Origin of the sequence: Cedecea sp., from assembly GCF_036500665.1 — a bacterium.
Taxonomy (GTDB): Bacteria; Pseudomonadota; Gammaproteobacteria; order Enterobacterales; family Enterobacteriaceae; genus Cedecea.
Map to the genome: position 1 here is coordinate 1 of NZ_DASYBS010000099.1, position 24,428 is coordinate 24,428.

Annotated in this window: 24 protein-coding genes; 8 read left to right on the plus strand and 16 right to left on the minus strand. The window is 55.5% G+C overall.

Features of this window, described 5'->3' with window-relative positions; genetic code table 11:
* Positions 1-28 precede the first annotated feature (28 nt).
* From VGM55_RS16535 to hemA, 7 genes are all read right to left on the minus strand, one after another.
* Positions 29-1,222 (minus strand): IS4 family transposase, encoded by a 1,194-nt coding sequence (locus VGM55_RS16535; RefSeq protein ID WP_331636062.1) that lies wholly within the window; start codon positions 1,220-1,222, stop codon positions 29-31.
* 124 nt (positions 1,223-1,346) lie between these two features.
* Positions 1,347-2,201 (minus strand): 3-deoxy-8-phosphooctulonate synthase, encoded by an 855-nt coding sequence (gene kdsA / locus VGM55_RS16540; protein WP_154186829.1) that lies wholly within the window; start codon positions 2,199-2,201, stop codon positions 1,347-1,349.
* Positions 2,202-2,225: 24 nt separating this feature from the next.
* Entirely contained in the window at positions 2,226-3,035 is an 810-nt protein-coding gene (sirB1, locus tag VGM55_RS16545) for an invasion regulator SirB1 (RefSeq protein WP_154186828.1), read from the minus strand.
* A 2-nt stretch (positions 3,036-3,037) separates the two neighbouring features.
* Positions 3,038-3,427, minus strand: a complete 390-nt coding sequence (locus VGM55_RS16550) for a SirB2 family protein (protein WP_154186827.1) — start codon at positions 3,425-3,427, stop codon at positions 3,038-3,040.
* Between the two features lie 20 nt (positions 3,428-3,447).
* Complete coding sequence (gene prmC, locus VGM55_RS16555; protein WP_154186826.1) at positions 3,448-4,278, minus strand: peptide chain release factor N(5)-glutamine methyltransferase; 831 nt, start codon at positions 4,276-4,278, stop codon at positions 3,448-3,450.
* Complete coding sequence (prfA, locus tag VGM55_RS16560) at positions 4,278-5,360, minus strand: peptide chain release factor 1 (RefSeq protein WP_154186825.1); 1,083 nt, start codon at positions 5,358-5,360, stop codon at positions 4,278-4,280. The genes prmC and prfA overlap by 1 nt, the downstream gene beginning before the upstream one ends.
* Before the next feature lie 36 nt (positions 5,361-5,396).
* Positions 5,397-6,653 (minus strand): glutamyl-tRNA reductase, encoded by a 1,257-nt coding sequence (hemA, locus tag VGM55_RS16565; RefSeq protein WP_154186824.1) that lies wholly within the window; start codon positions 6,651-6,653, stop codon positions 5,397-5,399.
* A gap of 201 nt (positions 6,654-6,854) precedes the next feature.
* Between hemA and lolB the strand changes: the two genes are divergently transcribed.
* The 4 genes from lolB to dauA all read left to right on the plus strand — a co-directional run bounded on the left by lolB (position 6,855) and on the right by dauA (position 11,219).
* The gene (lolB, locus tag VGM55_RS16570; RefSeq protein ID WP_154186823.1) at positions 6,855-7,478 is read left to right on the plus strand and encodes a lipoprotein insertase outer membrane protein LolB; all 624 of its coding nucleotides are present in this window, start codon (positions 6,855-6,857) and stop codon (positions 7,476-7,478) included.
* On the plus strand, positions 7,478-8,347 hold the full coding sequence (gene ispE, locus VGM55_RS16575) for a 4-(cytidine 5'-diphospho)-2-C-methyl-D-erythritol kinase (protein WP_331636063.1): 870 nt from the start codon (positions 7,478-7,480) through the stop codon (positions 8,345-8,347). Before lolB ends, ispE begins: the two co-directional genes overlap by 1 nt.
* A gap of 125 nt (positions 8,348-8,472) precedes the next feature.
* Entirely contained in the window at positions 8,473-9,420 is a 948-nt protein-coding gene (gene prs, locus VGM55_RS16580; RefSeq protein WP_008454180.1) for a ribose-phosphate diphosphokinase, read from the plus strand.
* Positions 9,421-9,524: 104 nt separating this feature from the next.
* Positions 9,525-11,219 (plus strand): C4-dicarboxylic acid transporter DauA, encoded by a 1,695-nt coding sequence (gene dauA / locus VGM55_RS16585; protein ID WP_154186932.1) that lies wholly within the window; start codon positions 9,525-9,527, stop codon positions 11,217-11,219.
* 57 nt (positions 11,220-11,276) lie between these two features.
* Here dauA and VGM55_RS16590 read toward each other — a convergent pair whose 3' ends face one another.
* Both VGM55_RS16590 and ychH read right to left on the minus strand, forming a co-directional pair.
* On the minus strand, positions 11,277-12,329 hold the full coding sequence (locus VGM55_RS16590; protein ID WP_331636065.1) for a MerR family transcriptional regulator: 1,053 nt from the start codon (positions 12,327-12,329) through the stop codon (positions 11,277-11,279).
* A 123-nt stretch (positions 12,330-12,452) separates the two neighbouring features.
* A complete protein-coding gene (gene ychH / locus VGM55_RS16595) occupies positions 12,453-12,731 on the minus strand; it encodes a stress-induced protein YchH (RefSeq protein WP_008454166.1) in 279 nt (92 codons plus the stop codon).
* 274 nt (positions 12,732-13,005) lie between these two features.
* Between ychH and pth the strand changes: the two genes are divergently transcribed.
* Positions 13,006-13,590 (plus strand): aminoacyl-tRNA hydrolase, encoded by a 585-nt coding sequence (pth, locus tag VGM55_RS16600; protein ID WP_331636066.1) that lies wholly within the window; start codon positions 13,006-13,008, stop codon positions 13,588-13,590.
* Positions 13,591-13,729: 139 nt separating this feature from the next.
* Positions 13,730-14,824: a redox-regulated ATPase YchF gene (ychF, locus tag VGM55_RS16605; RefSeq protein ID WP_154186818.1), complete on the plus strand. Its 1,095-nt coding sequence runs from the start codon at positions 13,730-13,732 to the stop codon at positions 14,822-14,824.
* Positions 14,825-14,886: 62 nt separating this feature from the next.
* Here ychF and VGM55_RS16610 read toward each other — a convergent pair whose 3' ends face one another.
* The 5 genes from VGM55_RS16610 to VGM55_RS16630 form a co-directional block, all read right to left on the minus strand.
* A complete protein-coding gene (locus VGM55_RS16610) occupies positions 14,887-16,323 on the minus strand; it encodes a purine-cytosine permease family protein (protein ID WP_154186816.1) in 1,437 nt (478 codons plus the stop codon).
* Positions 16,324-16,676: 353 nt separating this feature from the next.
* Positions 16,677-17,069, minus strand: a complete 393-nt coding sequence (locus VGM55_RS16615) for a DUF6515 family protein (protein WP_154186814.1) — start codon at positions 17,067-17,069, stop codon at positions 16,677-16,679.
* A gap of 202 nt (positions 17,070-17,271) precedes the next feature.
* A complete protein-coding gene (locus VGM55_RS16620) occupies positions 17,272-17,907 on the minus strand; it encodes a carbonic anhydrase (RefSeq protein ID WP_061272386.1) in 636 nt (211 codons plus the stop codon).
* 452 nt (positions 17,908-18,359) lie between these two features.
* On the minus strand, positions 18,360-19,817 hold the full coding sequence (locus VGM55_RS16625) for a hypothetical protein (RefSeq protein ID WP_331636067.1): 1,458 nt from the start codon (positions 19,815-19,817) through the stop codon (positions 18,360-18,362).
* 132 nt (positions 19,818-19,949) lie between these two features.
* Complete coding sequence (locus VGM55_RS16630) at positions 19,950-21,317, minus strand: formimidoylglutamate deiminase (RefSeq protein ID WP_154186810.1); 1,368 nt, start codon at positions 21,315-21,317, stop codon at positions 19,950-19,952.
* 107 nt (positions 21,318-21,424) lie between these two features.
* Between VGM55_RS16630 and hutC the strand changes: the two genes are divergently transcribed.
* Both hutC and VGM55_RS16640 read left to right on the plus strand, forming a co-directional pair.
* Positions 21,425-22,186, plus strand: a complete 762-nt coding sequence (hutC, locus tag VGM55_RS16635; RefSeq protein WP_154186808.1) for a histidine utilization repressor — start codon at positions 21,425-21,427, stop codon at positions 22,184-22,186.
* Entirely contained in the window at positions 22,183-22,737 is a 555-nt protein-coding gene (locus VGM55_RS16640; RefSeq protein WP_154186806.1) for a HutD family protein, read from the plus strand. The genes hutC and VGM55_RS16640 overlap by 4 nt, the downstream gene beginning before the upstream one ends.
* Before the next feature lie 42 nt (positions 22,738-22,779).
* Here the strand turns inward: VGM55_RS16640 and VGM55_RS16645 are convergent, their stop codons facing one another.
* Together VGM55_RS16645 and VGM55_RS16650 are read right to left on the minus strand one after the other, a co-directional pair.
* A complete protein-coding gene (locus VGM55_RS16645) occupies positions 22,780-23,541 on the minus strand; it encodes an enoyl-CoA hydratase-related protein (RefSeq protein ID WP_154186804.1) in 762 nt (253 codons plus the stop codon).
* Entirely contained in the window at positions 23,534-24,427 is an 894-nt protein-coding gene (locus tag VGM55_RS16650) for a 3-hydroxyacyl-CoA dehydrogenase family protein (RefSeq protein ID WP_154186802.1), read from the minus strand. Before VGM55_RS16650 ends, VGM55_RS16645 begins: the two co-directional genes overlap by 8 nt.
* Position 24,428 lies beyond the last annotated feature (1 nt).

The window sequence follows — 24,428 nt, forward strand, 5'->3', positions numbered from 1 at the left end:
GGTGCTGAGGGATCCCCATAAATCAGCGCTAATAAACCAACACCATATTTCGGTAGGTTTTGGCGAGGTGATTAAGAACGGTGCTCAGCACCGTTTGCTTTAAAATTAGCGGGGAGTGTCTTAAGACATTCTCCGCTAACGTCAGATACGAGATTACACGCCGTGATTTAATGCTGTTGGCCTGATATCTTAGATGTAATCCTTTTTTTTCAGCATGATAACCAATAAGCCACAGCACTATTGTGCTCAGCGTCGCCAGCAGGCTTAGAACCAGCATTCTTCCCACTGAACGGCTGTAACTGGCACGCAGACCGAACCCGAAGCGCTCGCTTTTTTCATCCCGGAAGTTCTGCTCGATCTGCATTCGACGGCTGTACAACTTCATGATTTCACGTGGTTTGAAGTCGGCTGTGCTGCTGAAGAGCAGCCACGGTTCTGCTGCTGCGGAACGGGCATCTTTTACTTGTGATGGTCTGGTTATGCCACAACGCGAACGCTTATTTTTTCTCCCTTTTAAGGCTTTTTTGTGAAGGTAAAAATGACCGTCACACTGGGCATATTCTGAGCGGGAAAGCGTTCCATGCCCCAGATATTCGGGTTTACTGCTGGCTTGCAATTCCTGACGTCTGAACCAGTGTTCCCCTTTTCTGGTTAGACACAGTTGTTTATTGCCCCGTATCCGGCCTATAAAATCCCAGCCGAGTAATTTGATGTGCCTGAACCAGGCATTCTGGAACCCCGCATCCGTAACGATGATGACTCTGGCTTTTTGATTCACCGCTTCGGCAAGAGCACCCAGGAAATCTTTCTGTATCTGCGCATTCTGCTGTTTTTCGGAAGGAACTATCCAGCTTAATAAGGGGATTGACCGCCCGTCGCACAATAGGCTGGCCCGGAGAACGTGATATTCCTGCGATGGATAGCCGCTCCAGTCAACGGCAATAACGCAGAGGGATAACTGATTCGTCAGCATTGAGATAATACTTTTAAAAATCAGAGGAATTTCCTGATGAAGAGAATCATTACCCAGCAAGCGATCAACGCGTTTTATTTTATTTTTGACCTGAGCTGCACCGGGTAAATAACGCCCGATACTGGTCAGCGTCAGGGATGCGCCATTGATAAGTGCAATGGTGGCATCCAACAAAGCATTTTGTCGGTATTTGTGAAATGGAGCTAACGTATCACGGAAGAAATTCTGACATACTTGGCGAGCAGGCATAGAGGTGATCCCATTGAATTGGTTGCACAAATCAGTAGATCACAAAACTCTATGCCTGTCTTTTTTTACCCGCTCATTACTGGGGATTCCTCAGCGCCGCAGCGGGTTTTGTTTTTTGCAGCAATTAGTGGCTGGTATCCAGCGGCGCGAAGTTCTTCACCAGATCGTCAATCGCTTTAATCTGGGTCAGGAAGGCTTCGAGCTTCGCCAGCGGCAGCGCGGAAGGACCGTCGCAGCGCGCGTTGTCCGGGTCCGGGTGCGCTTCAATAAACAGGCCGGCCAGGCCAGTCGCCATCCCGGCACGAGCCAGTTCGGTGACCTGAGCACGACGGCCGCTGGACGCCGCGCCAAACGGGTCACGGCACTGCAGGGCGTGAGTCACGTCGAAAATCACCGGCGCACCGTTAGAAACCTGCTTCATGACGCTAAAGCCCAGCATGTCGACCACCAGGTTGTCGTAGCCGAACTGCGTGCCGCGATCGCAAAGAATAATTTTGTCGTTGCCGCCTTCCGCGAACTTATCCACGATGTTGCCCATCTGGCCAGGGCTGACGAACTGTGGCTTCTTCACGTTGATCACCGCGCCGGTTTTTGCCATCGCTTCAACCAGATCGGTCTGACGCGCCAGGAATGCAGGCAGCTGAATAACGTCAACCACCTCGGCAACCGGCTGGGCCTGGCTGGCTTCGTGAACGTCGGTGATGACTTTCACGCCGAAGGTCTGCTTCAGCTCCTGGAAAATCTTCATCCCCTCTTCCAGGCCCGGGCCACGGTAAGAGTGAATAGATGAACGGTTGGCTTTATCAAAAGAGGCTTTGAACACGTACGGGATACCCAACTTCTGGGTCACGGTGACGTAATGCTCGCAGATACGCATCGCCAGATCGCGGGATTCCAGCACGTTCATGCCGCCAAAAAGCACAAACGGCAGATCGTTTGCGACGTTGATATCGCCAATGTTAACCACTTTTTGTTTCATATGTTCGCCTTATCAGGTGTGAACTTAATGCAGGGTAATCTGCTTATGCGCAATCGAGTTGATTTGCGCCTTAATCATTTCGCTAATCGGATCTTCCGGGCACTGCTCAACAAAGTAGCTTAAATCGTTGAGCGCCACGTGTTCACAGTCCAGCTGCGCATAAATCAGGCCGCGGTCGCGGATCTCATAGGGGTCTTCCGGATTAAACTGCAGCAGCACTTCGCTGGCGCGCAGCGCCATCTCCATCTGCCGCTCTTCCATCAGCGCAGACTTGAGCGTGTCGAGCAGCTTGCGGATTACTTCCGCATTGTCGGACTCATCGAGATCTTCGTCGAAAAGCTCAGCCGTAGGGTTAATATTGCCCTTGATCCACACTTCCAGCGTGTGCTCGTCAAGCGTGTCGCCGTTAAACGGATTGATGAGCCACATTTCGCCATCCATCCAGTCCGCACGCAGAATAAGCTGCGTCGGGAATATCACCGGCATCAGCGGAATATCAAGCTGCCCGGCAACCCACAGCAATATCGCCCCAAGAGAGACGGCGCTCCCCTGACGGCTTTTTAAAACATTATCCAGCCACAGGGCATCGGACAGACGGTAAACACCCCCTGAATCCTTAAATCCCCATTCGCCGTAAAAGAGTTCAAGCAGTTTTTCTAACTGCAAATCGGGATGCGTACCCTGGCAAATTTCTTCTTTTGCCAGGCTGACTAACTCCCCGAGCTGAGCTTCAACTTCAGCGGTCGGAAAATCATCCCGGATCAGTTGCGAGACTAAAATCATGCCTTCACAGAGCGGTGCCTGATTAAATTCGAAATCGGCTAACGACCTCATACTTACCCCAATATCGGTATTTTAGTGGTGGCGAGTTTAATGATGATGTAGAGCACCACCAGCCCCAGCAGAAAAGCAAACCAACGAACCTGCTGGCTGCGCGGGCGTTTACCCAGCGCGATAAAACCTAAAGCGATATAGATGATAACGCCAAACAGCTTTTCAGTCAGCCACGTTCCCTGCGGCGTAAACGGATAGAAATGCGTGATCATCACCAGCGCAAAACCGCTGACTAACAACAGCGTATCATTAACGTGGGGCAGGATGCGCACCCAACGCTTGCCGGACATCGCAGAACCGCGATATTGCCACCAGTACCGTAATACAAACAGGCTGATTGAGATTGCGACGGTAAAAATATGCAGATATTTAAGTGAGAAATAAGCCGCCAAAATGTCTTTTCCTTAATGATTCAAAGATAGCGTCCTGACGTCAGGCGATCGTTGCCGCCATAATCTTTGCTGGTTTCAATAGCGGAAAAACCCGCTTCGCGCAGAAGCTGTTGCACAGGTTCACCCTGGGTCCAGCCGTGTTCAAGCACCAGCCAGCCGCCGGGCTCGAGAAAGCGGCGCGAATCTCTGACCAGGGTTTCTAAATCTGCCAGACCATGATTGTCCGCCACCAGCGCGCTTTTTGGCTCAAAGCGTACATCGCCTTCGCTGAGGTGCGGGTCATCTCCGTCGATGTACGGCGGGTTGCTGACAATCAGCGTAAAACGTTGGTTATCAAGCGTATCAAACCAGTGGCTTTGCATCACTCTGACGTTGGTTATGCCAAGATTTTTGGCGTTTAATTGCGCCAGCACCACGGCCTCAGGAACCACATCCAGTGCCGTCACCCTGCAGTCCGGGCGTTCGCTTGCCAGCGCCAGGGCGATTGCGCCGGTACCGGTACCCAGATCCAGTATTTCGCATGGCGTGCCCGGCAGCTTTGTTAACGCATGCTCGACAAGGCATTCGGTATCGGGGCGAGGAATAAGTGTGACCGGAGAAACACGCAGCGGCAGAGACCAGAACTCCCGCTCACCAACGAGATGCGCCACCGGCTCGCCGCGCTCGCGACGAGCCAGCAAAGTCTCAAGCTCGGCTTGCTGAGCGGTTGTCAGCTTCGTTTCACCAAAGGCAAGAATGTAGGTACGGGCTTTACCGGTGACGAACCCGAGCAGAATTTCCGCATCCCGTTTTGGGCTTTCGCTCTGCGCCAGGCGCTGCACGGCCTGGCGAAGCCATAACTGAAACTCCATTAATCCTGCTCGGACAGCGCCGCGAGCTGGTCAGCCTGGAACTCCTGGACAATTGGCTCGATCAGCGCATCGATTTTGCCTTCCATCACTTCATCCAGACGGTAAAGCGTCAGGTTGATGCGGTGGTCGGTCACACGCCCCTGCGGGAAATTATAGGTACGGTTACGGTCAGAACGATCGCCTGAACCCAACAGGTTACGGCGGGTAGAGGCTTCTTCCAGCTGACGCTTTGCCACTTCCGCAGCGCGAATACGCGCGCCCAGTACAGAAAGCGCTTTCGCTTTGTTTTTATGCTGGGAACGTTCGTCCTGGCACTCCACCACAATGCCGGTAGGCAAGTGGGTAATACGGATTGCAGAGTCGGTGGTGTTAACGTGCTGACCGCCCGCGCCCGAGGAGCGGAAGGTATCGATACGCAGATCCGACGGGTTAATATCCGGCAGTTCCGCTTCAGGAATTTCAGGCATCACCGCCACGGTACAGGCGGAGGTGTGAATACGCCCCTGGGATTCCGTGGCCGGCACGCGCTGCACGCGATGACCGCCGGACTCAAACTTCAGGCGACCATAGACGCCGTCACCGCTGATTTTGGCGATAACCTCTTTATAGCCACCGTGTTCGCCCTCGTTAGCGCTAATAATCTCAACGCGCCAGCGGCGGGCTTCCGCGTAGCGGCTATACATACGGAACAAATCACCGGCAAACAACGCCGCCTCGTCCCCGCCGGTACCGGCGCGAACTTCGACAAACGCATTGCGCTCATCATCGGGATCTTTTGGCAGCAGCAGCACCTGAAGCTGCTGCTCAAGCTCTTCACTGCTGGCTTTGGCTTCCGCAAGTTCTTCCTGCGCCATTTCGCGCATTTCGGGGTCACTGAGCATGCTTTCTGCGGTTTCAATGTCTTCCTGTACCTGGCGCCATTGCAGGAAACAGCGCGATACATCGCTTAACTGGGCATATTCGCGGGACAGGGCGCGGAAGCGATCCTGATCGGCAATGGTCGCGGCATCGCCAAGCAGGGCCTGAACTTCTTCATGGCGCTCCTGCAAGGCTTCCAGTTTGGCAACAATAGAAGGCTTCATGGGCGGTGGTTCACCTTGTAATAAGAGTTGTGTGTGCTAATCCAGCCCGAGGCTGTTACGTAAGATTTGCAGGCGTTCATCGTCCCCGTCACGGGCGGCCTGCGTGAGCGATTTGGTTGGTGCATGGATCAGGCGATTAGTCAGTTTCCAGGCCAAGTCCTGCAGAACGGATTCCGCGTCGCCACCCTGTTGTAGGGCAGCCAGCGCTTTGGCAGCGAGGTCGTCTCTGACCTGCTCTGCCTGGCTACGGTATTCGCGAATGGTCTCAGAGGCGCTTTGCGCGCGCAGCCAGGCCATGAACTCGCTGCATTCTTGCGCCACGATGGTTTCAGCCTCAACCGCCGCCGCTTTACGCTGCGCGAGGTTGCTCTGAATAATGGCCTGAAGGTCATCCACGCTATAGAGATAAGCGTTCGCAAGTTTGCCGACTTCAGGCTCGACATCGCGCGGTACGGCGATATCCACCAGCAGCATCGGCTGGTTGCGGCGCGCTTTTAGCGCACGCTCCATCATCCCTTTGCCAATAATAGGCAGCGGGCTGGCGGTCGAACTGATGATGATATCGGCATCCGCCAGGCGTTCGTCAATGTCGCTCAGGCTAATGACTTCCGCACCGACCTCGTCGGCCAGTACCTGAGCGCGTTCACGGGTACGGTTAGCGATAATCATCTTCTCAACTTTATGCTCCCGCAGATGGCGAGCAACCAGTTCAATGGTCTCCCCGGCGCCGACCAGCAGCACGGTAACCGAAGAGAGGGATTCAAAGATTTGCCGTGCAAGGGTACAGGCTGCGAAGGCGACGGAAACAGCGCTGGCGCCGATGTCGGTTTCGGTACGCACTCGCTTAGCAACGGAGAAGGACTTCTGGAACATCCGTTCCAGCTCGCTGGAACGCGAATGCCCTTTTTGGGAATCGGCAAAGGCTTTTTTGACCTGACCGAGGATCTGTGGTTCGCCGAGGACCAGCGAGTCCAGACCGCTCGCCACGCGCATTAAATGGCTGACGGCGTCGTTATCATGGTGCCAGTAGAGACTTTTACGCACTTCCTCTTCGTTGAGGTTGTGGTATTCGCACAGCCAGCGCACCAGCCGTTCGTGCAGATTTTCCTGTTGCTCAACGCTCAGATACAGCTCGGTTCTGTTACAGGTTGACAGCACCACCCCGCCCTGAACCATTGGCTGCTCCAGCAAACTGCCCAGCGCCTGGTCGAGCGTGTCCGGCGCAAACGTAACACGTTCTCGCAGCGATATTGGGGCCGTTTTGTGGTTAATTCCTAGCGCTAACAGGGTCATGGAGCGGTCTGAGTAATACCGATGTTGATAAGGATTTCTGGTCGCATCATACAGGATGAGCCGAATCAATAAAAGAGAGCTTCCCCTTGCGGAGTATGCGGATGATTTATCAATTAAGATAACTTGACCGTAGACGCCCTGCCGACTGCCCGCTAGCATGAACGGTTGACCACAAAATGAATTTAAGGATTTGCTGCCGCTATGTTGATGCCAAAAGCCCGTCTGATGCGCCTTCTGCCCCTTGCCAGCCTGGTTCTGGCCGCCTGTTCAGTCCACCAGCCGAGCGGTCCGGGCAAGAGCCCTGACTCGCCGCAGTGGTTAGAACACCAGCAACAAGTGCAAAAAATTACCCAGTATCAGACCCGTGGTGCTTTTGCTTATCTTTCCGATAGCCAAAAGGTATATGCCCGCTTTAACTGGCAGCAAACCGCGCCCGATCGCTACCGTCTGCTGCTGACTAACCCACTCGGCAGTACCGAACTTGAGCTCAATGCACAGCCGGATCAGGTGCAGCTCACCGACCGCGACGGCAAGCGTTACATCGCAAAAGACGCAGAAGAAATGATAGGTAAACTGACCGGCATGCCTATTCCGCTTAACAGTCTGCGTCAGTGGATACTTGGCCTGCCGGGTGACTCCACCGATTACAAACTCGACGACCAGTATCGCCTGCGTGAAGTGAACTACACGCAAAACGGTAAAACCTGGAAAGTGGTGTACAGCGACTACGACAGCAAAACCCAGCCCTCCCTGCCTTCCAATATGGAACTGCGCGAAGGCGACCAGCGCATCAAGCTGAAAATGGACAGCTGGACGGTGAAATAATGATCTCTCGCTGGCCTTCCCCTGCAAAACTGAATCTGTTTCTTTACATCACCGGTCGTCGCCCGGACGGCTATCACAACCTGCAGACGCTGTTTCAGTTTCTGAACTACGGCGACACGATAACAATAGAACCTCGCGAAGACGGCATAGTTCGGCTGGTGACGCCCATTGACGGCGTACCTGATGAAGAGAACCTTATCGTTCGTGCCGCTCGCCTGTTGGTGGAGTATGCCTCAGGTAAAGGCACCCTGCCCATCGGTGCAGGCGCTGACCTGGGGGTTGAGAAAACGCTGCCGATGGGCGGTGGCCTGGGCGGTGGTTCCTCCAACGCGGCCACCATACTGGTTGCACTCAACCATCTCTGGGATACCCGCTGCAGCGAAGATGAACTGGCTGCGCTTGGCATTCGCCTTGGCGCCGACGTACCGGTGTTTGTCAGGGGTCATGCGGCCTTTGCTGAAGGGGTCGGTGAAATCCTCACGCCGGTTGAACCTGATGAAAAATGGTACCTGGTTGCTCATCCGGGCGTCAGTATTCCGACGCCGATCATTTTTGGCGATCCTGAGCTGCCGCGCGAAACCCCGGTCAGGTCAATTACGACGTTGCTAAAATGTGAATTTGGCAACGATTGTGAGGTTATCGCAAGAAAACGTTTTCGCGAGGTTGATGCGGCGCTTTCCTGGCTGTTAGAATACTCGCCGTCGCGCCTGACCGGCACCGGCGCTTGTGTGTTTGCTGAATTTAACACCGAGCAGGCCGCCCGGCAGGTGCTTGAGCAAGCCCCGGAATGGCTGCATGGGTTTGTTGCGCGAGGCGTTAATAGATCTCCGCTGCATCAGGCCATATCCGGGCAAGCTGGGCATTGGTGACAACGTCACCTCGTTTCAGACGTTGCATCGTGCTCTTTAATACACCGCCTGGATGGGGGCTACCCTGCCCGCACATATTGCGGTAGCAACCATCCGCCACTGGACGCATGCCTGAGGTTCTTCTCGTGCCTGATATGAAGCTTTTTGCTGGTAACGCCACCCCGGAACTAGCACAACGTATTGCCAACCGCCTGTACACCTCCCTTGGTGACGCCGCCGTCGGTCGCTTTAGCGACGGTGAAGTAAGCGTACAAATCAACGAAAATGTACGCGGTGGTGATATTTTCATCATCCAGTCCACCTGTGCCCCAACGAACGACAACCTGATGGAATTGGTTGTTATGGTCGATGCCCTGCGCCGCGCTTCTGCAGGCCGTATCACCGCTGTTATCCCTTACTTTGGTTACGCTCGTCAGGACCGCCGCGTGCGCTCCGCTCGTGTGCCAATCACTGCGAAAGTCGTTGCTGACTTCCTCTCAAGCGTAGGGGTTGACCGTGTTCTCACCGTGGACCTGCACGCTGAACAAATCCAGGGCTTCTTTGATGTCCCGGTAGATAACGTCTTCGGTAGCCCAATCCTGCTGGAAGATATGCTGCAAATCGGCCTGGAAAACCCAATCGTGGTTTCCCCGGACATCGGCGGCGTAGTACGTGCCCGTGCTATCGCTAAGCTGCTGAACGATACCGATATGGCTATTATCGACAAGCGTCGCCCGCGCGCTAACGTTTCCCAGGTTATGCATATCATCGGTGACGTGTCCGGCCGTGATTGCGTCCTGGTTGACGACATGATCGATACCGGCGGTACGCTGTGTAAAGCAGCAGAAGCGCTGAAAGAACGCGGCGCGAAACGCGTATTCGCCTACGCGACTCACCCAATCTTCTCCGGCAACGCGGTTCACAACCTGCGCAACTCGGTGATCGACGAAGTGATTGTTTGCGATACCATCCCGCTGTCCGACGAAATCAAAGCCCTGCCAAACGTCCGTACCCTGACCCTGTCCGGTATGCTGGCAGAAGCCATTCGTCGTATCAGCAATGAAGAATCTATCTCTGCAATGTTCGAGCACTGATCGACGTAGCTTTTAAAACCCGCTGCGGCGGGTTTTTTCGTTTTTGCACTACTCTTTTTCAATGCCTCCTTCACCTGCCTGAATGACAGATGATGCGCTCACGGATGGAATCAAAAGTGAAAACCGTATCCTCTACTCACGTAATGCCTTTCCGCGCCCTGATTGACGCCTGCTGGCGCGAAAAGTACACCCTGTCCCGTCTTAGCCGCGACGCTATCGCCGGCGTGACCGTCGGAATTATTGCCATTCCTCTGGCTATGGCGCTGGCCATCGGCAGCGGCGTTGCGCCGCAATATGGCCTGTATACGGCCGCCGTCGCCGGGATCGTTATTGCCCTTAGCGGCGGCTCGCGCTTCAGCGTGTCTGGCCCTACCGCCGCCTTCGTGGTGATCCTCTACCCTGTAGCGCAGCAGTTTGGGCTGGCGGGACTGCTGGTCGCCACCCTGATGTCCGGGGTCTTCCTGATCCTGTTTGGGCTGGCGCGCTTTGGGCGACTTATCGAGTACATTCCACTGTCGGTGACGCTGGGCTTTACCTCCGGGATAGGCATTACCATCGCAACGATGCAGGTGAAGGACTTCTTCGGCCTGACGCTCGAGCACGTGCCGGAACACTATCTGAATAAAGTTGCGGCGCTGGCGATGGCGATGCCCACGGTGAATATGGGGGATGCCGCTATCGGCATCGTGACCCTCGCAGTGCTGATTTTCTGGCCTCGCCTGGGGATCCGTCTGCCGGGCCATCTGCCTGCGCTGCTCGCGGGCTGCGCCGTGATGGCTATCGTTACTTCGCTGGACGGTGAAGTGGCCACCATTGGCTCACGCTTCCACTATATTCTCGCCGACGGTAGTCAGGGCAACGGTATTCCACAGCTGTTGCCTCAGCTAATGCTGCCGTGGAACATGCCAAATTCAGACTTTACGCTGAGCTGGGACTCGCTGAGCGCCCTGCTGCCAGCCGCATTCTCTATGGCCATGCTTGGCGCAATCGAGTCGTTGCTGTGCGCGGTGGTGCTCGACGGAATGACCGGAACAAAACACAACGCCAACAGCGAATTGGTGGGCCAGGGACTGGGAAATATTATTGCTCCGTTCTTTGGCGGTATTACCGCCACCGCGGCCATTGCGCGCTCCGCCGCTAACGTGCGTGCCGGTGCGACCTCACCGGTTGCCGCCATCATTCACTCCCTGCTGGTGATCCTGGCGCTGCTGGCGCTCGCCCCTCTGCTTTCCTGGCTTCCGCTTTCGGCGATGGCCGCCCTGCTGCTGATGGTGGCCTGGAACATGAGCGAGGCGCATAAAGTCGTCAACCTGCTGCGCCGCGCGCCGAAAGACGACATCATCGTGATGCTGATTTGTATGTCGCTTACCGTACTGTTTGACATGGTGATTGCCATCAGCGTGGGTATTGTGCTGGCGTCGCTGCTGTTTATGCGCCGCATTGCCCGAATGACCCGCCTCGCGCCGCTCAGTAATGTTAATGCGCCTGAGGATGTCCTTGCGCTGCGCGTGACGGGGCCGCTGTTCTTCGCCGCCGCCGAAGGGCTTTTCACTCAGCTAGCCCTGCAGGTGCCGGGCCATCGCGTGGTCATTTTGCAGTGGGATGCGGTGCCGGTACTCGACGCAGGTGGCCTTGATGCTTTCCAGCGCTTTGTGGCGAAAATGCCTGAAGGCTGTGAGCTGCGGGTGACGAACCTTGAATTCCAGCCGCTGCGCACCCTCGCCCGGGCTGGCGTGCAGCCGATCCCTGGCCGCCTCGCGTTCTTCCCGGACGTTCAGGCTGCGCTGGCCGCTAGCTAATTAGCGGCCAGTTTCACAATGACTGAGCGGCCTCGCGCCGCTACCTCTCTTTGCGGGTCAGGAGCCCGATTGGTTTCTTGGTCCGGCGGCCTGGAACATAGCGCCAATCGCCTGCTGCAGCCAGGCCAGAACCTCCGGCGTCATCCATGTTCCTCTGGAGAGTTCAGGCTCCTGAGCCATTGCGGTGCGGAATTTTTGCTGGGTCTGTGGCGAGGTGCCTGCAAACGACTGAAACAGTTCAAGCCAGCGGCGAGCAAGCTGCTGCGCCTGGTCTGAATCAGGCCTCACGCCCTGTGCGTTTGCTTTCCTTACCGCGGCCACCAGCGGCGGCCACTCCTGCATCCGATCAAAGTAGTGGGCGCGGGTGAAAGCAAACTCCTCATCGTTCAGGTAGCGGCGGTAGATATCCAGCTTGCCCTGGCCAAATGCGCGGGTCACATAGTCGATCATCTCCGGGGAGATCCCTGTCTGTCGGGCCATCTCCGGCTCGGCCTGATGCATTGTATTCAGACGCACCAGAAAATCAGCTTCACCCGCCGTATCGCGCTCCAGCATTTCCATCCATTGCGTTGCCAACTGCTGAGCCCGCACATCGTCAGGCGACACACCCTGCTCATGCAGCGCCGCAACCTCTTCTACAAGCTGTTTCCACGCCTCGTCACGGCGGTTATCGGGCTGCGCAAAAGGCAGGCGCTTTAACTCTTCTTTTGAAAAATAGCGATCGTACATCGTCATTAACTCCAGCGTAGTAAGCCATTCCTTGAGGTCAGGTTCTGCGCCGCTGCGCAAAGTTTCCCGCAGCGTGACCAGACGCTGGCGCAGCTCGGCGATTTCCGCGAGCTGGCCATCCAGCATTGAGATCTGTGAATCCAGGACCTCATTCAGCGACAGAGCCTGACGCTCAAGACAGTCGCGCACCTCGCTCAGACTCATGCCCATTCGGCTTAGCGCCTGAATATGATGCAGCCTGGTGATATCCTGCCGGTTATAAAGACGATAACCGGCGGCGGTGCGGGCAGAAGGCAGCAGCAGGCCCATCGCTTCGTAGTGGTGCAGCGTGCGTACCGTAATACCGGCACGTTTTGCCAGTTCGCCTACTTTAAACAACATGTCCTGCTCCTTTTGGCTTCTGCTGATGCGGAGTTTGCAGCCTCACGTTACGTAAGGGTCAACCCGGTAAGCATAAAAAAAACGGCCCCTGAACAGGAGCCGTTTTTTTAAATATGCTAAAGATTAGCTGTGGCGATGATGCTCATCCCGACGGCAGCGCTTGTCATAGTGGCGCACCCACCAGTAACGATCGCAAACCTGCTCGCGCCCGCCGATACGCGCCCCGGCAAGCCACAGTACGGCCCCGACGAAGATGCTCAGCACGGCACCGTGCGCGAAAAACTGCGGCAGGTTTAGCTGCGGGAGCTGGTTCAGAATCGAATAGCCCACGCCGACCACCATCACAACCAGTCCCAATCCCATGAGGACATTACCGAGTAACGAAGCGTTTCTGCGTTTCATATTTCACCTCCGCAAAATTACGGGTCGGTGGGGAACATCCCCTTTCCTTGTGACTAAAGTATAGACAATGCCCTTAAAGAACATGTGCGTGAGCGATCACAATTACGAACGAAAGCTCTACAAAAGTTTACAAATAAGCGTCTGAGTTGCTTGAAATTCTAATGGTTCACTTCTTCAACTATTCGATAATGCGCCCACGCCGGGATTGCGCTTTGTCAACGCCGCCCCGGCACAGTAAACTACGCGGCTGTGAACGGTTTTCAGGAATTTAAACGTGAGCATTAAACTAATTGTCGGCCTGGCAAACCCAGGCGCTGAATATGCCGCGACCCGCCATAACGCCGGCGCCTGGTACGTGGATCTGCTGGCCGAGCGCCATAATCAGTCGCTGAAAGAAGAAGCGAAGTTTTTTGGCTACACCGCCCGCATCAACCTGGGTGGCGAAGACGTCCGGCTACTGGTCCCGACCACGTTTATGAATCTTAGCGGCAAAGCGGTCGCGGCGATGGCCACCTTCTTCCGCATCGCACCGGATGAAATTCTGGTTGCGCACGACGAGCTGGACCTGCCTCCCGGCGTGGCTAAGTTTAAGCTTGGCGGCGGACACGGCGGACACAACGGCCTGAAAGATATCATCAGCAAGCTGGGCAATAATCCGAACTTTCACCGGTTACGCGTCGGGATTGGTCATCCAGGCGATAAAAACAAAGTTGTCGGCTTCGTGCTGGGCAAACCGCCGGTCAGCGAACAGAAGCTGATTGACGACGCCGTTGACGAAGCGGCGCGCTGCACCGAGATTTGGCTGAAAGAAGGCCTGACCAAAGCCACGAATCGTCTGCACGCCTTTAAAGCACAATAATCCGTTCTTCCGCCCGACAGGAAAGGATTTCCGCGCCCGCTGACGGCGGTTTAAGTGTATAATGGGCAAAGTTATCTACATTTTTTCAATGAAAACGTAAAAAATCATTGATTATCAAGCAATTAAGGTGATTTAAACCATGGGATTCAAATGCGGTATCGTCGGCTTGCCGAACGTTGGTAAATCCACTCTGTTCAACGCGCTGACCAAAGCGGGTATTGAAGCGGCTAACTTCCCGTTCTGTACCATCGAGCCAAACACTGGCGTTGTGCCGATGCCAGACCCGCGCCTGGACAAACTGGCTGAAATCGTTAAACCGCAGCGTATTCTGCCGACCACCATGGAGTTCGTAGACATCGCCGGCCTGGTGAAAGGCGCGTCTAAAGGTGAAGGCCTGGGTAACCAGTTCCTGACCAACATCCGTGAAACCGAAGCTATCGGCCACGTGGTTCGCTGCTTTGAAAACGACAACATCATCCACGTGAACAACAAAGTGGATCCGGCTGACGATATCGACGTTATCAATACCGAGCTGGCGCTGTCTGACCTTGATACCTGTGAGCGCGCCATTCACCGCGTGCAGAAGAAAGCCAAGGGTGGCGATAAAGACGCTAAAGCTGAACTGGCCGCTCTGGAAAAATGCCTGCCGCAGCTAGAAAACGCCGGTATGCTGCGCGCGCTGAAAAACCTGACCGAAGAAGATAAAGCGGCAATCAAATACCTGAGCTTCCTGACCCTGAAGCCAACCATGTACATCGCCAACGTTAACGAAGACGGTTTTGAAAATAACCCGTACCTCGATAAAGTTCGTGAAATCGCGGCAGCTGAAGGTTCCGTCGTGGTTGCCGTGTGTGCCGCGGTAGAATCCGACATCGCCGAGCTGGACGACGCAGACCGTGACGAGTTCATGGCCGAGCTGGGTCTGGAAGAGCCAGGCCTGAACCGCGTAATTCGCGCAGGCTACGAGCTGCTGAACCTGCAAACCTACTTCACCGCTGGCGTGAAAGAAGTGCGTGCGTGGACCATTCCTGTCGGCGCTACCGCGCCTCAGGCTGCGGGCAAAATCCACACCGACTTCGAGAAAGGCTTCATCCGTGCGCAGACCATCGCCTATGAAGACTTCATCACCTACAAAGGCGAGCAAGGCGCGAAAGAAGCCGGCAAAATGCGCGCAGAAGGTAAAGACTACGTCGTGAAAGACGGCGACGTGATGAACTTCCTGTTCAACGTCTAATCCCTTTTCCTGGCATAAAAAAATCCACGCTTCGGCGTGGATTTTTTATTATCGGAATCAGATTACCTTGCTGCACTGTTCGGAAAAACCGTCGCCGCAGGCAACGCGCGTTTATCCAGCCGGCGCAGGCAGTAATAGAGAATGGCGGTACCGAACCAGCCGATGATCCACGACACGTCGTTCCCGTCGAAGAGCCAGGTCAGCGAGCCATGGAAAAGCGGGTTTTCAATAAACGGCAGCTGAATAAGCACGCCAACGATATAGACGCCAATACCAAACAGGTTCCAGCGGCCATAGCGCTTGTCAGCATCAAACAGCGCGGGAATATCGACGGCACCTGAGGAAATAAGGTAGTAGTCGGTCAGGCCAATGGCGCTCCAGGGTACAAAGAAGGCCAGTAAGAACAGCAGGAAATGGGTGAAGTGCTTCAGGAATGCGGGTTCACTAAGCAGCGCAATGACGCAGGAAGCCGCGACCATCAGCACCACAAACAGAACGCGATTTTTTGGGCTGAGGGTGAGCTGTTTGCGGAAACCGGAAACAATGGTCGTCAGCGACATAAAACTGCCGTAGGCGTTGAGCGTAGTAAAGGTGATTTTGCCGAAGCAGATGGCGAAATAGATCAGCATCGCCATGGTTTCGGTTTTGCCCAACCCTACAATATAGCCAACCTCGTGGCCGGAAAAGGCGCTCCCCGCAATTGCCGCAGTAATGACGCCCAGCGTCATAGAAGCCTGAGTCCCCAGCACGGTGCCGCTAAATACCGAGAAAAACACTTTCGGGCCTGAGACGTCTCGCGGCAAATAGCGCGAGTAGTCCGAAACATAGGGGCAAAAGGCGATTTGCCAGGAGGACGACAGCGACACCGCCAGCAAAAACATCGGCATAGAGAAATGGTTGTTTTGCAAGATGGTCGCAAGATCGGTTGTGAACAACAGCGATCCAAACAGCCAGGCAAAAGCCAGCACGCCAACGATACTTGCCACCTTTCCGAGCTTATGAATCACGCGATAGCCGAGTACGGCAATCACGATAATAATCGCGCTGAACAGAACCATTCCGCTGACGTCACTTATCGACAGAAGGCGTGCCATCGCCTGCCCCGCGAGCACCGTCCCGCTTGCGGAAAAACCGATGTACATAATGCACACCAGCACCAGCGGTATCACCGCGCCGTAAACGCCAAACTGTGCGCGGGTGATAATCATCTGCGGTAAGCCAAGCCGAGGCCCCTGCAAAGCGTGGAAAGACATGACTGACGCGCCCAGGATCTGCCCGACGAACAGCCCTATCAGCGACCAGACAACATCGCCGCCCAGAACAACGGCCAACGCCCCGGTGACGATAGCGGTGATCTGCAAATTACCGCCGAACCAGAGGGTAAACTGGCTAAAAGGATGCCCGTGACGCTCACCGTCAGGGATGTAATCGATAGAACGGGACTCGGTGAGACGCGAGCCCTTCTTTGACTGTTCTTCTGCGGATGAAAAGGAAGACATAACGACCTCGCTAAACCTGATTAAACCCCCGAATAACCACCAGACATCAAATGATCACTCATGTATATACAAGCAAAAAGGCCAATCCACACCCTGCTGATAATGAATTTGCGAACTAAGCCATAGATTTTATGTAACCAAATTGATGTGGAGGAGTGCCAATATGAAATAATGATGGCTGGAACGAGACGGATTAGCCTGTCGTGGTTTGCTGATTATAAGGCGGGGCTGCTCCCCTTCGGGTTTCTCCCTGGAGAAACGGGACGAACATAAGAGATCCACGCTGACGGTGGATGTCTTATGTCGTAGATCTTTCACTTATCTTTGGCTCGAACTTAAAGAGCCTTGCTTGTTTACAGTCCGGCTGGCCGAGGCACCTCTATATAATTGCCGTCAATATCCTTCTGATAATAGCTTCCGTTGCGTACGTAATAGCGCTTACCGTTGTAATCCAGAACATTAACGCCTGTGCCTGATGGCGTTTCAACCCGAATATATTCCGCTCCCTGACGCTGATAGTATATGCCGTTGACCACATAATAGGTCAGCCCGCCGACGATAATAGCCGTTGCCAGCCCAGGCAGCACGGTCAGGCGCGGCCCCGGATAGAAGTAATGCGGCCCGGGATAATAACGTGGCCCGGGATAGAAGCCAGGACCATGGAACCAGGGGCCGGGGCGTGCCATCGCCAGGGATGGCATAACAATCAGCGTAGACACGGCCAAAACATAAAGGTGCTTTTTCATTTAAAACTCTCCTGACCTGCGGCTGAACACACGCTTAAGCCTGCTTGATGTCGATTATAATCCCGCACCCACAGGCTTTACCGTAGGGGAAAAGTAAATCCCTGAAATCTCCACAATCTCGCTTTGGCCACCTTTATTTATCCTTAAATGTAAAAAACCCACGCTAACTCGTGGGTTTTTTAAGCAATTTCTTGCGGCGATGTTATTCGAAACAGACGTCCGGGTTGTCCGCCAGAGAAATAAAGGTCTTGCTGTTTTTATCCAGCGTGCGAATTTCACCGCTTTCGATGTCATACACCCAGCCGTGCAGGCGTAGGCCGTTGTTACGCAGACCTACCGCAACGGAAGGGTGCGTTTTAATGTTGTTCAGCTGCGCAATAACGTTCTCTTCCACCATGGCGTTGACCTTGTCGGTCTCGTTATCCCAGGTTTTCTTTTCAACAACCGCTTTTGCAGCGTCGGAATAGTGCAGCCAGTGGGCTACGGCAGGCATTGGATCCAGGCACTGGCAGGAGGCAATGGCTTTCATCGCGCCGCAGTTAGAGTGCCCGCAAATCACAATATCCGTCACGCCAAGTGCCACAACCGCGTACTCGATGGTCGCGGATACCCCGCCCGGCTCCGGGCCAAAGGAAGGAACGATGTTACCGGCATTACGAATGACAAAGAGCTGCCCCGGCTCCTGCTGGGTCACCAGCTCCGGCACCAGGCGGCTGTCGGAACAGGAAATAAAAAGCGCTTTAGGATTTTGGCTGGAGGCCAGGCTGCGAAAGAGCTCTTTGCGCTGCGGAAAAATCTCTTTCTGGAAGTTAAGGAAACCTTCGATGATATGTTGCATAGCACATTCTCTTGTTCTGTAGTGACCACGATATGATAGAGATCACATTGAGTTAGTCCAGTCCCAACCATCCAAAAGACCGTTTTTCTCTCCTTGCAGCACATTCTCAGCCGCAGCAGGTTTTAATCGCCGTGACGTTTCTTTCGAGGTTCACGGGATCGTACTCTGCCAGTTGGAAATGGAAGCCATGGTTCTTGCGTAAATCAAGGCGCTCCGGACGTACCATTCGGGTTGAAGGTTTATTCACGCTGCGTGACCGACGTTCTTGCGATGCGACTCTGCTGGCTATTTTGCGCCTGCAGACGCGGATCTGACTGTGTGGGACGGAAGCTATTAAGGATGTTCCTCATCTGAGAGTATTCCACTCGTTGGCTGTTGAGGCTGAGTGGTAACGACGAGATGCAGGTTCCCGGTGGTGGCAAAAACCCACGCCGAAGCGTGGGCTGGAGGGATTATTTCAGGCTAAGGGGCCCAGGCGATTTCAGGCGAATATTGTCCGCCAGCAGATCGACTTTCTTTGTCTCTTCCTGGTCGTACGGCGTGCGTTTCTCATTCATTAAACGCGCCGCAAGGTAGGTCTGAACATACTCGGAGCTATGGATCGCGCTGCTGGTTTCCACGCTCGCCAGTCGGCCCTTTTTGAAGTCCAGGGATGTCTGGGTCGAACTTTCCTCACTGATCATATGATAAGTGTAGTTCTGCGAAGATTTTAGCCCCGTCAGTTCCAGCTTCGCGCCGGGGATCAGCGACTCGTGATAGCTGGCCTTGAGGCTCGCCCTGCTGTTTTGAACCAGCTTGCTCAGGTCACCTTTGCTGTCGTTGCTTGCCCGGGTACTCTGGCTGAAATCGTAGGCAAAGGTATCATTTTCCTCTGGCATGTAAGGGTTAGAAGAGACGTCAGCCTGCCTGAAGGAGGCGGTGAAATCAGCCAGGCCGCTCAGGTGCGAACGCGCTTTATCCATCTCCGTCACGGAGATGGCCTGTTTTGTCGCGTTGGCTTTGGTCTCATTAGCACCATAATCGCTGTTTAGCGCATGGAAGGCGCTTTTGAACAGCGCCACCTGCGCCTTGTTCGCATGGCCGCGTGAGCTGGCGCTATCCAGCTGCTTTTCATAGGCGGAAAGCGCCTGTGCCTGCTGGCTTTTACTTCCCAGTGCGCCCGGACGGCTAAGGTCGGTGCTCAGGTCGAAGGACGCGTTGCTGTCTTTATAGCTTAACGTGCGCTGGGTGCTGTCGCTCTGGAAGCGCAGGGACTGAACAGAGCTACCCGCCTCGCTGACATCGGTGCTCAAATCCACGGACTTAAGCACCTTGCTGTCAACGTTAAGTAATCCGTTGATTTTTATGGCAGACTGCTGCTGCGACAGGCCGTCAAGGGCTGACTGGAAGCCGTCTGCAAGCCCTGAGATCGCCGTAATTTCATCGTCAGTCAGGTCGCCACCGCTGGTCTGGACTTCCGCCACCAGCCCTTCAGCCTGGCGGGATAGTGAGACGCTAACCTTAACGCCGCTTTGTGTCTCAATGTTCAGCGCCACCGCGCTGTTTTTGTCCTGAACGGCGTTGCCTTCCGCCGTGGTAGGCGCTGCCACCGCCAGCGAGAAGCCTTTCGGGTTGTCCTTGAGGGCTGCCAGCAGCGCTTTACCTAACCCCTGGAACGACACGGATGTCGGCTGAGTCAGGCTTGCCCCCATCAACATCGACAGCTGGCTACTTGCGCCCACGGCGTTGGCCCGCAGTTTTTGGGCGCTCATGGAATAGATAGCGCTGATGCTATCATTCGCGCCGCTGAGGGTAACGCGCGTTGAGGCCTGGATAACCGCAGCAGATGCTACCGTCGGTTTGACTCTTGCTGGATTGTTCGTCACCACAGAGGGAACAGAAAAACCAATGCTTCCTATCTGACCTGTCATTTAATTCATCCCATTTTGTTGGTCTGTCATTAAATATCGGCCACGCCCAGGCTAACTTGAGTAAAAAAGCACCTACCAATAAAGGCGTTAGCCCGAACGTATAAAGACGGTCAAAACATTGGCTGCCGGGGGTTATGCCGTTAACTGCTTCAGCACCCTGGCAAAATCGCCCTTAATTTCTTCATCCCTGGCATGGCGTCCGTCGCGTATGACCCATTTCCCGCCGGTCATCACTTCTTTTATTGGGTTAGAAGAGCAGGCAAAAATCCAGCGGTTCAACAGTTCATTGTCTTTCGCCGTCGCCAGGAACGGATCGTTGCCGTCCAGCACCAGCCAGTCAGCTCTTGCCCCCACGGCCAGCTCGCCAATGTTTTGCCCCAGCGCCATTCGCCCGCCGTGCAGCGCCCCCTGATAAAGCACGTTGCCGACATAAGGCTCGGCCTCGAGATGAAGCAAGTTGCGGCGGCGGTTATTGAGGCGCTGGCCATATTCAAACCAGCGCAAATCCTCGCTCACGCTAACGCTAATATGGCTGTCGGAACCGATCCCCCAGTTACCGCCCTGCTGCAGGAATGCCTGCCCTGGGAAAATGCCGTCACCCAGGTTCGCCTCGGTGGTCAGGCACAGCCCGGCTACTGCGCCAGACTCAGCAATAAGGCGGGTTTCTTGTTCGGTGATATGGGTGGCATGTATCAGGCACCAGCGCTCATCAACCCGCATATTTTGATACAGCCATTCGACAGGCCGCAGGCCGGACCAGGCCATACAGTCCTCCACCTCCTTGCGCTGCTCGGAGATATGAATATGCACCGGCTGAGGCTGCGGCTGGCTTTCCAGCACGATGCGCATTTGCTCCGGCGTGACGGCGCGCAGCGAATGGAAGCACAGCCCGGCACGCTGCATCGGTTCTGCGGCCAGCGTAGAAGCGATGTTATCGTACAATTTCAGGTAGCTATCGGTATCGTTTATAAAGCGGCGCTGCCCTGTCGAAGCGGGTTGCCCGCCGAACCCGGAGTGCGTATACAGCACCGGGAGCAGCGTCAGGCCAATGCCGACACTTTTTGCTGCCTGAGCGACGCGCAGCGCCAGCTCGGCAGGCTGCACGTAAGCCTTACCGTCAACATCGTGGTGCAAATAGTGAAACTCGGCGACCGAGGTATAGCCGGCTTTTAACATTTCGATATACAGATAGCTGGCGATAGTCTCCAGCTGTTCCGGGGTGATTTTGCCCACCAGGCGGTACATCAGGTCACGCCACGTCCAGAAGCTGTCCGCCGGGTCGCCAACCACTTCCGTCAGCCCCGCCATCGCCCGCTGAAAAGCATGTGAATGCAGGTTTGGCATGCCCGGCACGACAATCCCGTCGAGCCGGATATCGTCGGCCCCCGGCACGCTGTTGCATTCCAGGGAACAGATCACTCCCTGCGACGAAACGCCCAGTTTGACATTTTCCGCCCAGCCCTGCGGCAGAAGCGCTTTTGCCGCGAAATATACCGCCATATCAGCACCCCGGTTTGATGTTAATCAATTGTATATACATGCATGTATATATACATCCAAATAGGGGTAGAGTAAACTTTAAAGGATACCCGGGCGAGGAATGATGAATGGCACAAAACGACGTATATAAAGCAGCGGCAGAGACCGAAAATCTGGACCAGCCGGCCCCTTTTTATGAAAGAGTCAAAATCATTATTAAGACCAACATTCATAGCGGGCAGTGGCCGGTGAATTACCGCGTGCCATCGGAAAGCGAACTGGTGAATCAGTTCGGCTATAGCCGCATGACCATCAACCGCGCCCTGCGCGAGCTGACCGCCGAAGGCCTGCTGGTTCGCATGCAGGGTATCGGCACCTTCGTTGCCGAGGTTCGCGGGCAATCCGCGCTGCTGGAAATCAACAACATTGCCGACGAAATCGCCAGCCGCGGCCACCGACATCACGCTCGCGTGCTGGAACTGACCCAGGTCTATGCCGACGCGCAGCAGGCGATGGCCTTCAATTTACCTAAAGGCAGCCGCCTGTTCCATTCGCTGATTTGCCACTACGAAAACGGCGTGCCGGTGATGCTGGAAGACCGCCTGGTGAATTCGCTGATCGTCCCGGATTACTTCCAGCAGGATTTCACCCGTATCACGCCCAACGCCTATCTTTCGTCCATCGCCCCTATCGTTGAAGGTGAGCATATTATTGAGGCGGTGAACGTGCCTCGCGAAGAGTGCGCGTATCTGGAAATCGACGAACACACGCCCTGCCTACAGGTTAATCGCCGCACCTGGACCGGGCGGCAGAACAAAAAAATCGTCACCAGCGTGCGCCTGGTTTACCCCGGCTCGCGCTACCGCCTCGAAGGAAGCATGCATAAATGATCCAGCTTCTGCCGTACGAGCAATGCCCGGAAATGCTCTGGAAAAACGGCCAGGGCGTCACGCGGGAGATTTACCGCAGCCCGGCAACGGATGACTACGACTGGCGCATTTCGGTGGCGACCATCCGCCACGACGGCCCCTTCTCTCGCTTCCCCGGCTATCTGCGCAACATCAGCGTGCTGGAAGGCGAAGGCATGTATCTCACCGTCGACGGTGAGCCAAGCGCGCTTATTCCACCGTTCCAGGCAACGGATTTTAGCGGCGACAGCGAAGTCAGCTGTGCGATTGTCGGCGGACCGCTGCTGGACTTTAACGTCATCTATAAGGCAGACACCACACAAGCCACGGTAAGCTGGCTGCGGGAAGGCACCTGGACGCACCAGCAGGGCGCGCAACTCCTGTTTAATGCGGGCGAATCGCTGGAGATTGACGTCAACGGGGAACGACATGTTTTACAGCACTACGACAGCCTGCTGATTAGCGCCCCGGCCACCATCAGCGTGGTTTCCGCTGCCCCTTCCTTTTTTGCGCGCGTCACTCTTACAGCATAAAAAAACCGGCAGACTGGCTGCCGGTTTCACCTCTACTTCACCTCATCGCCCCTTAAACTCAGGCGACTGCTTATTTTTAAACGCCGCCAGCCCCGCCGACCGGTCTTCGCTGTCGGCGATTAACGCAGAGAGCGATCGTTCATAGGCCACGCCCGCACTCAGCGGCATTTCGTAGCTCGCCGCCACGGCTTTTTTAATCATCATCGCCGCCAGCGGCGCGGCTTTAGCCACCTGATTAGCCAATATTAACGCCTGCTCCTCAAGTGAATCCGTCACGCGGCTGACTAGCCCGGCACGCAGCGCTTCCTGCGCGTCAATTCGTCTGCCGCTCAATAACATGTCCATTGCCAGCGACTTGCCCACGGCTCGCACCAGCCGCTGCGTGCCGCCCGCGCCGGGGATAATACCGATGTGGCTTTCCGGCAGGCCGAAGACCGCGCTTTGATCGGCGATAATCATGTCGCACAGCAGCGCCAGCTCCAGCCCGCCGCCGAGGGCGTAGCCGGAGACGGCGGCAATCAGCGGCGTTTCGATCTCGGCGACCCTGTCCCACTTCTCGCTAAACCCACTGCGCCACAGCGTGGTTGCCGAAGCGGACGCCAGCGTGCCGGTGTCGGCCCCGGCAGAGAAGGCTTTGGGGGAGCCAAACAAAACGATCGCTCTGACGTCCGCTCGCCCGTCCAGCGCCTTTAGCGTGCTGACCAGCTCATCCAGCATTTCAGCGGTTAGCGCGTTATATTTTTGCGCCCGGTTGAGGGTGACCACGGCAACCGCGCCGTCCACGCGGGAGAGAATATCACTCATGCTTATCGCTCCCGGTCAGGTGCCTGACCGTTTCATCACGCTTGCGCATTGCGGCTGAGGCTGCCTCAGCGGTCCAGGCATAAAAGCCCTCGCCGCTTTTTACGCCGAGTTTGCCGTCGGCCACCTTCTCTTTCAGCCAGGCAGGTAATTGGCTGCTGTTATCCAGCACAGGCAGCAAGATCCCGGCGACTTTTTCCACCGTATCCAGCCCGGCAAAATCCATCAGCTTCATCGGCCCCATCGCCGCCCAGCGCGGAGCAAGGGTTCTCTGCACCGCACGGTCGACATCCTCCACGGAACCAATCCCGGCATCCACCAGATAAAGCGCCTCGCGCAGCATCGCGTACTGCAGCCGGTTGATAATAAAGCCCGGAATATCCTGATTAACGACGATCGTCTCTTTGCCCAGCTGCTGGCAAATATCCCGCACCCGCTGGCAGACCTCGTCCGTCGTGTTTTCACCGCGCACAATCTCGATCATCGGCATGGTGTCCGCCGGATTAAACCAGTGCATGCCGATCAGCCTCTGCGGCTGGCTCAGGGCCGACGCCAGCAGCGTGATGGACACGCTTGAGGTGTTGGTGGTTATCACGCAGTCAGCGCTAACCTGCTGTTCGATGTCATTCAGCACGCGCTGCTTGAGCGCCACATCTTCGGCAACGTTTTCAGAAACCAGGTCAGCGTCGGCCAGGCAAGCCTCCAGCGACGTCGTGAATGCCACGTTTTCGCTGGCAGCGAGCGAGTCCACAATGGTCCGCGCTTTGTCGAGCGTCGACTCAGAGCGCGACCACAGGCTAACGCGGTAGCCCGCCCGCGCCATCACTACGGCAATACGTGCGCCCATCGTTCCGGCCCCGACTACCGCCACTTTTTTTATTTGCACCATT

Coding starts and splice junctions, on each gene's coding strand:
- VGM55_RS16620 (WP_061272386.1), bottom strand. CDS start 17,907: ATGCAACATATCATCGAAGGTTTCCTTAACTTCCAGAAAGAGATTTTT.
- VGM55_RS16650 (WP_154186802.1), bottom strand. CDS start 24,427: ATGGTGCAAATAAAAAAAGTGGCGGTAGTCGGGGCCGGAACGATGGGC.
- ispE (WP_331636063.1), top strand. CDS start 7,478: ATGATCTCTCGCTGGCCTTCCCCTGCAAAACTGAATCTGTTTCTTTAC.
- hemA (WP_154186824.1), bottom strand. CDS start 6,653: ATGACCCTGTTAGCGCTAGGAATTAACCACAAAACGGCCCCAATATCG.
- ychF (WP_154186818.1), top strand. CDS start 13,730: ATGGGATTCAAATGCGGTATCGTCGGCTTGCCGAACGTTGGTAAATCC.
- VGM55_RS16615 (WP_154186814.1), bottom strand. CDS start 17,069: ATGAAAAAGCACCTTTATGTTTTGGCCGTGTCTACGCTGATTGTTATG.
- VGM55_RS16610 (WP_154186816.1), bottom strand. CDS start 16,323: ATGTCTTCCTTTTCATCCGCAGAAGAACAGTCAAAGAAGGGCTCGCGT.
- hutC (WP_154186808.1), top strand. CDS start 21,425: ATGGCACAAAACGACGTATATAAAGCAGCGGCAGAGACCGAAAATCTG.
- VGM55_RS16640 (WP_154186806.1), top strand. CDS start 22,183: ATGATCCAGCTTCTGCCGTACGAGCAATGCCCGGAAATGCTCTGGAAA.
- lolB (WP_154186823.1), top strand. CDS start 6,855: ATGTTGATGCCAAAAGCCCGTCTGATGCGCCTTCTGCCCCTTGCCAGC.
- VGM55_RS16535 (WP_331636062.1), bottom strand. CDS start 1,222: ATGCCTGCTCGCCAAGTATGTCAGAATTTCTTCCGTGATACGTTAGCT.
- ychH (WP_008454166.1), bottom strand. CDS start 12,731: ATGAAACGCAGAAACGCTTCGTTACTCGGTAATGTCCTCATGGGATTG.
- VGM55_RS16630 (WP_154186810.1), bottom strand. CDS start 21,317: ATGGCGGTATATTTCGCGGCAAAAGCGCTTCTGCCGCAGGGCTGGGCG.
- dauA (WP_154186932.1), top strand. CDS start 9,525: ATGGAATCAAAAGTGAAAACCGTATCCTCTACTCACGTAATGCCTTTC.
- prmC (WP_154186826.1), bottom strand. CDS start 4,278: ATGGAGTTTCAGTTATGGCTTCGCCAGGCCGTGCAGCGCCTGGCGCAG.
- VGM55_RS16625 (WP_331636067.1), bottom strand. CDS start 19,817: ATGACAGGTCAGATAGGAAGCATTGGTTTTTCTGTTCCCTCTGTGGTG.
- kdsA (WP_154186829.1), bottom strand. CDS start 2,201: ATGAAACAAAAAGTGGTTAACATTGGCGATATCAACGTCGCAAACGAT.
- prfA (WP_154186825.1), bottom strand. CDS start 5,360: ATGAAGCCTTCTATTGTTGCCAAACTGGAAGCCTTGCAGGAGCGCCAT.
- VGM55_RS16645 (WP_154186804.1), bottom strand. CDS start 23,541: ATGAGTGATATTCTCTCCCGCGTGGACGGCGCGGTTGCCGTGGTCACC.
- VGM55_RS16590 (WP_331636065.1), bottom strand. CDS start 12,329: ATGTTGTTTAAAGTAGGCGAACTGGCAAAACGTGCCGGTATTACGGTA.
- sirB1 (WP_154186828.1), bottom strand. CDS start 3,035: ATGAGGTCGTTAGCCGATTTCGAATTTAATCAGGCACCGCTCTGTGAA.